Raw genomic sequence first — 408 nt, 5'->3', positions numbered from 1 at the left:
GAGGAGGGCGATTACCACGGCAGGGTTCATGACTGGGGTGAAGTCGTAACAAGGTAGCCGTATCGGAAGGTGCGGCTGGATCACCTCCTTTCAGAGCGTGCAGCCAACGTTGAGCGTCCACACTTATCGGTAGTTTGTTGGTTAAGGCCAGGTGGCCAAATGCAAGCGCTTAAGTCTTGAGCGTTTGCATTTGGCATTGCCAAGCGAGCGCGGGTCTCACCTGCGGATCGGGCTGTTCTTTAACAATATGGGATGTAGTAAAGGTGTCGCGCGAGCGTTGATGAGACGCTGCAGTACAAACGCGATACCGGGTTGTGATTGTATCAACCAAATGTATTTTTAAGTGATCGAAAGATGACTTGGAATACGGCACAAATGCGAGAACTCAACCTGTAGTGAGCGTGTCGA

At 51.2% G+C, this 408-nt stretch carries 1 rRNA gene; it reads left to right on the top strand.

Annotation, left to right across the window (positions count from 1 at the left end):
• Window positions 1-91, top strand: a 16S ribosomal RNA gene (locus MKD38_RS30940); the annotation flags it as partial.
• Between the last annotated feature and the right edge of the window lie 317 nt (window positions 92-408).

This window comes from Cupriavidus sp. WGlv3 (assembly GCF_023952475.1).
GTDB lineage: Bacteria > Pseudomonadota > Gammaproteobacteria > Burkholderiales > Burkholderiaceae > Cupriavidus > Cupriavidus phytorum.
Note: the sequence above shows the minus strand (reverse complement) of the source record. Positions and strands in the feature narration are given on the sequence as shown.